The organism is Nocardia shimofusensis NBRC 100134 (genome assembly GCF_001613125.1).
Taxonomy (GTDB): domain Bacteria; phylum Actinomycetota; class Actinomycetes; order Mycobacteriales; family Mycobacteriaceae; genus Nocardia; species Nocardia shimofusensis.
This window is the reverse complement of sequence record NZ_BDBT01000005.1, coordinates 301,790-309,312: the sequence shown is the minus strand read 5'-3', so window position 1 is coordinate 309,312 and position 7,523 is coordinate 301,790. Positions and strand designations below refer to the sequence as shown.

7 protein-coding genes are annotated in these 7,523 nt (G+C 68.2%); 2 read left to right on the top strand and 5 right to left on the bottom strand.

Annotated features, from left to right (window positions below; all coding sequences use genetic code 11):
• The first annotated feature begins 152 nt into the window (after nucleotides 1–152).
• Nucleotides 153–587: a hypothetical protein gene (locus NS3_RS08310; RefSeq protein ID WP_067856168.1), complete on the top strand. Its 435-nt coding sequence runs from the start codon at nucleotides 153–155 to the stop codon at nucleotides 585–587.
• A gap of 329 nt (nucleotides 588–916) precedes the next feature.
• Here the strand turns inward: NS3_RS08310 and NS3_RS08305 are convergent, their stop codons facing one another.
• The 5 genes from NS3_RS08305 to NS3_RS08285 all read right to left on the bottom strand — a co-directional run bounded on the left by NS3_RS08305 (nucleotide 917) and on the right by NS3_RS08285 (nucleotide 5,722).
• The gene (locus tag NS3_RS08305; RefSeq protein WP_067856273.1) at nucleotides 917–2,431 is read right to left on the bottom strand and encodes an aldehyde dehydrogenase; all 1,515 of its coding nucleotides are present in this window, start codon (nucleotides 2,429–2,431) and stop codon (nucleotides 917–919) included.
• A gap of 225 nt (nucleotides 2,432–2,656) precedes the next feature.
• Nucleotides 2,657–3,259, bottom strand: a complete 603-nt coding sequence (locus tag NS3_RS08300) for a TetR/AcrR family transcriptional regulator (protein WP_067856165.1) — start codon at nucleotides 3,257–3,259, stop codon at nucleotides 2,657–2,659.
• 123 nt (nucleotides 3,260–3,382) lie between these two features.
• Nucleotides 3,383–4,618 carry a cytochrome P450 gene (locus tag NS3_RS08295; protein WP_067856162.1) on the bottom strand — a complete coding sequence of 412 codons (1,236 nt, stop codon included), beginning with the start codon at nucleotides 4,616–4,618 and terminating at the stop codon, nucleotides 3,383–3,385.
• A complete protein-coding gene (locus NS3_RS08290; RefSeq protein WP_067856158.1) occupies nucleotides 4,615–4,854 on the bottom strand; it encodes a ferredoxin in 240 nt (79 codons plus the stop codon). Before NS3_RS08290 ends, NS3_RS08295 begins: the two co-directional genes overlap by 4 nt.
• 1 nt (nucleotide 4,855) lies before the next feature.
• On the bottom strand, nucleotides 4,856–5,722 hold the full coding sequence (locus tag NS3_RS08285; protein WP_067856155.1) for an SDR family NAD(P)-dependent oxidoreductase: 867 nt from the start codon (nucleotides 5,720–5,722) through the stop codon (nucleotides 4,856–4,858).
• 319 nt (nucleotides 5,723–6,041) lie between these two features.
• Between NS3_RS08285 and NS3_RS08280 the strand changes: the two genes are divergently transcribed.
• Complete coding sequence (locus NS3_RS08280; protein ID WP_067856152.1) at nucleotides 6,042–7,523, top strand: acetyl-CoA acetyltransferase; 1,482 nt, start codon at nucleotides 6,042–6,044, stop codon at nucleotides 7,521–7,523.

The window sequence follows — 7,523 nt, the reverse complement described above, 5'->3', positions numbered from 1 at the left end:
GGCAAGAAAAGTTGATGTTCCCCGGTTGCCACGCGGCCGCCGGAGCGGTTCTTGGTCACAGCGCCGCCGGGTAGATGGCCGGACTCCCAGGCAACGAGCTTCGGCGACGCGTTGGTCGGGCGACGACAATCCGGCTGGAGGATCGAATAGACATGGCCGATGTGGACCCGGCGTGGGTACGTGCGTGGGAACTAGGCGTCCGAACATTCGGATTCGCCCTGTACGCCGTGATTCCCACCGTGATCGGGTGCGGACTCCTGTCCACCGATGTGGCGGAGTGGGCCGGTCTCGGTGTCGTCCAGCGTGCAGCAATCGGCTACGCGCTGGTCTGTCAGGTGGTGGCGATCGCGGCGAGCTGGCGTACCCCGCCCGTCGGCGCGTCGCTGGTCGTCGTTCGCACGCTCTTCTTCTCGGCCTATGCGGCGTTGGCGGTAAGTGCGGCTCTGCTGGCTGGAGAAGACGACTGGAATATCCTGACTGTACCGATCTTCGCGTTCATGATCATCATGCTGCATGCTGTCTACGAGCGCTGCACACAGCGTTTCGAAGCGTTCGGCACCGACACACCATCGGACGCTGACGGCTGAACGCGGTGCTCCGCGGGGGATGAGCAGAGGGCCGCGGTGCCGCGGCCGAGAGGGCCGGACTCGTCGAGTCGGAACGTCACCGCCGCGGTCCGCGACGGCAGGTTGCCTTTGTGTTCCGGGTGGTGTGGCGTGACGACTCCATTGTGTTAGCCGCGCAATTGCCGATTGCTGTTCTTCTTCCGCCGAATCCCGCTCGGCACGCCCCCGATCCTGGTAGCCGCATCGCTTACCCGGGGGTTTGTGACCCTTGCGCTGCCTGTGTTCGTCGGGTCCGCTCTGCGGGAACTACTCCGGCCCCGCCGAGCGCTGGCGGGGCCGGAGCGGTGACGTCAGTTGGCCGGAGCCGGGGCGGGGAAGTGCACCGTCTTCGTCTCGAAGAACTCCGCGAGCCCCTCCGGCCCGCCCTCACGGCCGATGCCGGACTGCTTGTACCCGCCGAAGGGCAGGGTGAAGTCCATGGCGGCGGTGTTGACGCTGATGGTGCCGGTGCGGATACGCCGGGCCAGGGCGTATCCGCGGTCGATGTCCTCGGTGTACACCGCGCCGGACAGGCCGTAGATGGAGTTGTTGGCGATGGCGACGGCGTCGTCCTCGTCCTCGTAGGTGATGATCGAGATGACGGGGCCGAAGACCTCTTCCTGGGCGATGCGGTCGTCCGGGCGGACGTTGTCGAGCAGGGTGGGGGCCACGAAGTAGCCCTTGTCCTGGCCTTCGGGACGACCGCCGCCGAGCACGACGGTGGCGCCGTCCTGCCGGGCGATCTCGATGTAGTTCAGTACGCGTTCCTGCTGGCGAGCCGACGCGAGCGGGCCGAGGAAGTTGGTGGGCTCCCACGGGTTGCCCATGGGCAGAGCCCCGTAGGCGAGCTTCAGCGTCTCCACCACCTCGTCGTGGCGAGCGCGGGAGACCAGCACGCGGGTCAGCGCGACGCAGGCCTGGCCGGACTGCAGGCAGCCCGCCATGGGCAGACTCTGCAGCACGTTGTTCAGGTCGGCGTCGTCGAGGATGATCGCGGCCGACTTGCCGCCCAGTTCCAGCGAGACGCCCGCCACGCGCTCGCCGGCCAGTGACATGATGCGACGGCCCGCGGCGGTGCTGCCGGTGAAGGTGATGTGGTCGACGTCGGGGTTGGTGACCAGCGCCTCGGACACGTCGCGGTCGGCGCACAGCACGCTGACGACGCCCTCCGGGATCCGGCCCTCGGCGACCAGCTCGGCCACGATGTCGGCGAACACCGACGGCGACTCCGGCGCGTCGGGGGCGGTCTTGAGTACCACAGAGCAGCCCGCGGCGAGTGCGGGCGCTACCTTGAAAGCGATGGTCCCGATCGGGCCGTTCCACGGGATGATGGCGGCGACAACGCCTTTGGGCTCCTTGACGATCTCGGACACACCGCCGTCGGCGCGGGTGCGCCGCTCGGACAGTTCGGTCGCCCTGGCGACGGCGGCGACGGCACGGAACAGGCCGCCGGTCATCTGCTGGGTGGGGGCGCTGATGGACACCGGCACGCCGACCTCGACGACGCCGATGGTGGTCAGCTGGTCCACTCGCTGTTCCAGGCGGGCGGCGATCTCGTCGAGTACGTCGGCGCGCTCGGCGATCGGCGTGTTCGCCCATTCGCTGCGGTCGAACGAGGCGCGGGCGGCGGCCACCGCGGCGGCGATGTCCTCGGCTGTGGCCAGGCGCACCCGGGAGACGGTCTCCTCGCTGAAGGAGTCGACCAGTTCGGTCCAGTCGTTCCCGGTCGAAGCGGTCCAGTGCCCGCCGATGAACACCTGCTCGCGGTCGGCGATCACGGGCTTCGGCGCCGAATCGGGGGTGGGCGAATCGATTGTGCTTGTCATGAGTTCGATGTCCTTCTGGTTGCCATTCGAGAGTGCGCGGCCGTGGCGCTCGTCGGCCGGGTCGCGGAATCCGCGACGGCGGAACTGGCGTCGCGCGCGCAGTGGGTGACCATCGAGTGGTGTGACAGACGCCGTGCGGCGCCGTGCGATGCAGGTCACACTAAACCTATAGGGTTTAGTTTGCAATAGGTTGTCCGGCAGTCTGTCGACTGTCGGCTCGGCCGGTCAGGCGAGGAATGCCGGCAGGACGAAGCTCTCCAGCATCTGACGGTGCGCGGGGTCGGCCGGATCGTCGAAATCGAAGCGGCCCACCAGGATCAGCTGGACGAGACCGAGCCATTCGCAGGCCTTCTCGTTGTCGATGCCCGAGCGCAGCTCGCCGTTCTCGCGGGCACGGTCGAGGATCGGACCCCACATCTCCAGGGTGAGGTCGGCCGCCAACTGCGACGAGCCCACCACGGCTGCGGCCAGATCCATGTGCTCCGGGCTGACGATCAGCCGGATCAACGGATCCTTACGGCCACGATCGACCATGAAGATGAGCCCGTCGATCAACTGGTCGCGGAACGTCTCGCGCTCGAGCACGTACTTGGTGCCGCGCACGAACAGTTTCCGTGAACGCAGCCGGATGAGTTCGGCCACCAGCGTGTCGCGGTCCCGGAAATAGCGATAGATCGTGGGCCGGGACACGCCCGCTGCCTTGGCGATGTCGTCCATCGTGGTCTTGGCGACACCGAAATGCAGGAAAGTGGACTGCGCCGCCTCGAGGATCTGGCCACGTGCCTCCTCGAAATCCGAGCTGAGCACATTGCTGTTGCGTCGGGCCATGCCAGTCCTGCCCTCCACGGGTTCGAAGTTGACCGCTGTCGTTTGACAATACCCGCGAAACGTTCTGCGTTGGCCGTCCGCCCCGGGTGTGCGGCGCGAGTCGCCTCACGCCGCACCGTGCGATCAGGAGACGGGAGTGAATCGGATGGGCAGCCGAGCGCACCCGCGGACCTGACTGGAGTGCAGCACCGGCGGGTCGGACTCGACCAGGTCGTAGTCCGGGATCCGCCGATGCAGCTCCTCGAGCGCGATCCGAAGCTCGATCCGGGCCAGGTGCGAGCCGATGCAGCGATGTGCGCCCGCGCCGAAGGACAAGTGCCGGTTGGGCATCCGGTCGAGCTCGAGCTGATTCGGCGACTCGAACTCCGCGCTGTCGCGGTTGGCGCCACACAGCATGAGGATCAGCTGGTCGCCCTCGGAGATGGTGACGCCGCCCAGCTCGATGTCGCGGGTGGCCCGGCGGCCCGGGATCACCGCCGCCTCGATGCGCAGGATCTCCTCGACGGCGGAGGGGATGATGCTCTCGTCGTCGATGATCTGCTGCCGCTGCTCGGGGTTGTGGACCAGGTGGATGATGCTCCAGGCCAGCGACCCTTGCACGGTGTGCAGGCCGGCGATGAGCAGCAGGAAGAACATCCTGTTGAGCTCTTCGTCGGTGAGCGACCGGGTGCCGTCCGCGAGCTCGAACTCGCTGTGGATGATCGTGGAGGTGATGTCGTCGCTCGGCGCGGCGCGGCGCTGTTCGATCATCTTCTGGAAGTAGCCGAGCATCTCGAAGGCGGCCTGGGCACGCGCCGTGTTCGACTCTTCCTCGGTGCCTCCGGGGACGCCGATGAGGATGGTGTCGGTCGCCTCGGTGAACAGCGGGGCGTCTTCGAGCGGCCAGTCCATCAGCGCCAGGAACACCCGGGCGGGCAGCTCGTGGGCGAACTCGGCGATGAACTCCGCCTCGCCCTTGCCCGCGAACCCGTCGATCAGCTCGTTGACCACGGCGCGGATGTCGTCCTCGATCGCCTTCATCCGGGTCGGGCTGAACAGCGGCTGCAGCGCGCGCCGGTAGCCGGTGTGCTCCGGCGGATCCAGTTCCAGCGGAATGAACTTGCCGAAACCGGCGGTCGTCGAGACCAGGTTGTTCGGGTGGCTGGAGAAGGTCTCGGCGTTCCGCAGAACTTCGTGGATCTCGTGATAACGGGTCACGATCCAATGTCCGCCGTGCGCGGTGGAGTACACCACCGGACCCTTGGCGGCGAGTTCGGCGACACGCTCTTGGACGGTGTCGACGGGATGGGCGAGTGCGGGGTCGTAGACGTCGAAGTCGACGACGAGCTCAGGGGGAACGGCGGTAATGCTCGTGGTCATCGCGATCGGTCCTCGGAGTCGGAGGGGGCTGTGGGCATCAGCGACAGCGCGCGTTCAGGGCAGACGGATACGGCGGTGTCCGCGTCGTCGAGCAGGTCCTCGGGAATCGGATCGAGCAGGACGACAGGGTCGCCCTGCTCGTCGGACTCCACCAGGATCGGCGCGACCGCGTAGCACATGCCGTGGCCGGCACACGCACCGCGATCGACGACGAGTCGGACCGGGGGAGTCGTCATCTCAGAGGTCTCCGGGCGAGCCCTTGTCCTCGGCGAACCACATGCCGACCCGGGCCAGGGTGCCGCCGTCGGTGGAGGGCAGGCACAGGCCGGAGATGTAGGCGGAGTCGTCGGAGGCCAGGAACAGGGCGACCTTGGCGTTGTCGACCAGTGACGGCGGACGGTTCAGCTTCAGCGGGATGGGCGAGATCGACGGATCCCAGGGGCCGGCGACCTGCTCGTAGGACTGGCCGACAACCGGCGAACCGGCGGGCATCAGGAAGTTCGGCGACATACCGTGCGTCGGCGCGATCGCGTTCACGCGGATGCCGTACTGGCCCAGGTCCAGGCTCAGGCCGCGGACCAGGCCGTTCACGCCCGCCTTGGTGGCCGAGTACATCGCGATGTTGTGGTAGGCCACCAGCGAGGCCGCCGAGGAGGTCGCCAGGATGGTGCCGCCGCCGTTCGCGCGCAGCGCGGGAACCGCCGCCTTGGCGGAGTAGAAGACACCGCTGAGGTTCACCCCGAGAACGTGCTGCCAGTCGGCGTCGGTGAGATCCTGGAAGTCGACCTGCTCGCCGCCCGCGACCGAGGGGACACCGCCACGGGAGACCACGCCCGCGTTGGCGAACATGATGTCGAGCTTGCCGAACTCTTCGACGGTCTTCGCGACCGCGGCGTCGACCTGGCTCTCGTTTGCCACGTCGGCCGTGATCGCCAGAGCGGTCCCGCCCTGTTCTTCGACGATCTTGACGGTCTGTTCCGCACGGTCGGCGTCGATGTCGACGACGGCGATCTTGGCGCCTTCGGACGAGAAGAGCTGGGCGCACTGACGGCCGAATCCCGATCCGGCACCGGTGATGACGGCGACTTTGCCTTCGAGCTTCATGGGTGATTCTCCGCTGTCGAGGAATGGTGAGACGGGCTCGAGCGAGGCCGTCGGCGGGGGAGAGGCAGCAACGGACTGTGACAGGCGTCCCGATCTTGGGCCGACCGTTTGGATCTGGAGCGAGAGTGCTGTACCTCACAGCAGAAGCTACGCCACGATACGACTGACGTCAATCGTCATTTGTCATTCGACTGAGCTGATCGAGCTCGGCCCGATTCCCGGTCTCGCGCGGCGAGCTGCCCAGCAGCCGTTGTAAAACTAACAACGTTAGATATAGTCTCGCTGTGCGCGAGAGCGACGAACGAAGGAGGAGAGTGCGATGACACTCGATCCGCGGACCCCGGTGCTGGTCGGGGTCGGCCAGCACAGCGAGCGCGACGGCGGCCTCGAGCCCATCGATCTGCTGACGCAGGCAGCCCGCACCGCAGCCGTCGACGCCGGGTCGACCGAGCTGCTGCGGAAGATCGACGCGGTCCGGATCGTGCGGCTGCTGTCGTGGCGCTACCGCGATCCGGGCGCCCTGCTCGCCGAACGCCTCGGCGCGCGGCCCCGGCTCACCGGCTACACCGGCAACGGCGGGAACACACCGCAGACACTGGTCAACATCGCGGCCGCGGAGATCGCCGCCGGACAGCTCGATGTCGTGCTCGTCGGCGGCGCGGAATCCTGGCGCACTCGGTCGAAACTGCGCGCGCGGGGCATCCGCCCGGAGTGGACGGAGCAGGACGAGTCGGTGCCGAAGGCGCCGCTGGTCGTGCCCGAGGTCCCCATGTCGGCGGAATCCGAGCGCCGCATCGGCCTGGATCGCCCCGCCTACGTCTACCCGCTGTTCGAACAGGCGCTGCGCATCGCCGCGGGCGCCTCGATCGGCGAGCACAGTGACCGGATCGGCGCGCTGTGGTCGCGTTTCAGCGCGGTGGCCGCGGCGAATCCGCACGCGTGGACCCGGCGCGAATACCAGCCGTCCGAGATCACCACCGCGACGCCGGACAACCGGTGGGTGAGCGCGCCGTACACCAAGCTGCTGAATTCCAACAACATGGTCGACCAGGCCGCCGCGCTGCTGCTGTGCTCGGTGGAAGTCGCTCAGCGGCTCGGCATTCCGCGCGATCGCTGGATCTTCCCGCACGCCGGGGCCGAGGCGCACGACACCTACGCGATCGCCGAACGTGGGGCGCTGCACCGCTCGCCCGCCATCCGCATCGCCGGCGCGCGCGCCCTCGAGCTGGCCGAGACCGGCCTGGACGACATCGCTCACGTCGACGTGTATTCCTGCTTCCCGTCGGCGGTGCAGGTGGCCGCGGCCGAACTCGGCCTGCCGATCGACGATCCGGCCCGACCGCTCACGGTCACCGGCGGACTCACCTTCGCGGGCGGTCCGTGGAACAACTACAGCACCCACGCCATCGCCACCATGGCCGAGACCCTGCGCCGCGATCCCGGCACGCGCGGGCTGATCACCGCCAACGGCGGCTACCTCACCAAGCACGCCTTCGGCGTCTACTCCACCGAGCCGCCCGCACACGGGTTCCGGCACGAGGACGTGCAAACGCTCGTCGACGCCGAACCCACCACGGTCGCGCCGGCCGGCTATCAGGGCACGGCCGAGGTGGAGTCGTGGACCGTCGTCTACGACCGCGACGGCGAGCCGGAGACGGCGTTCGTCGCCGCGCGCACCCCCGCCGGTGCGCGGACTCTCGCCCGCAGCATCGACCCGGTCACGCTGAGCTGCCTGGCCACCGAGGACGCCGCGGGCAAGGCGGTCGCCGTCGACGCCGACGGCGGCTGCGCCCTCACCTGA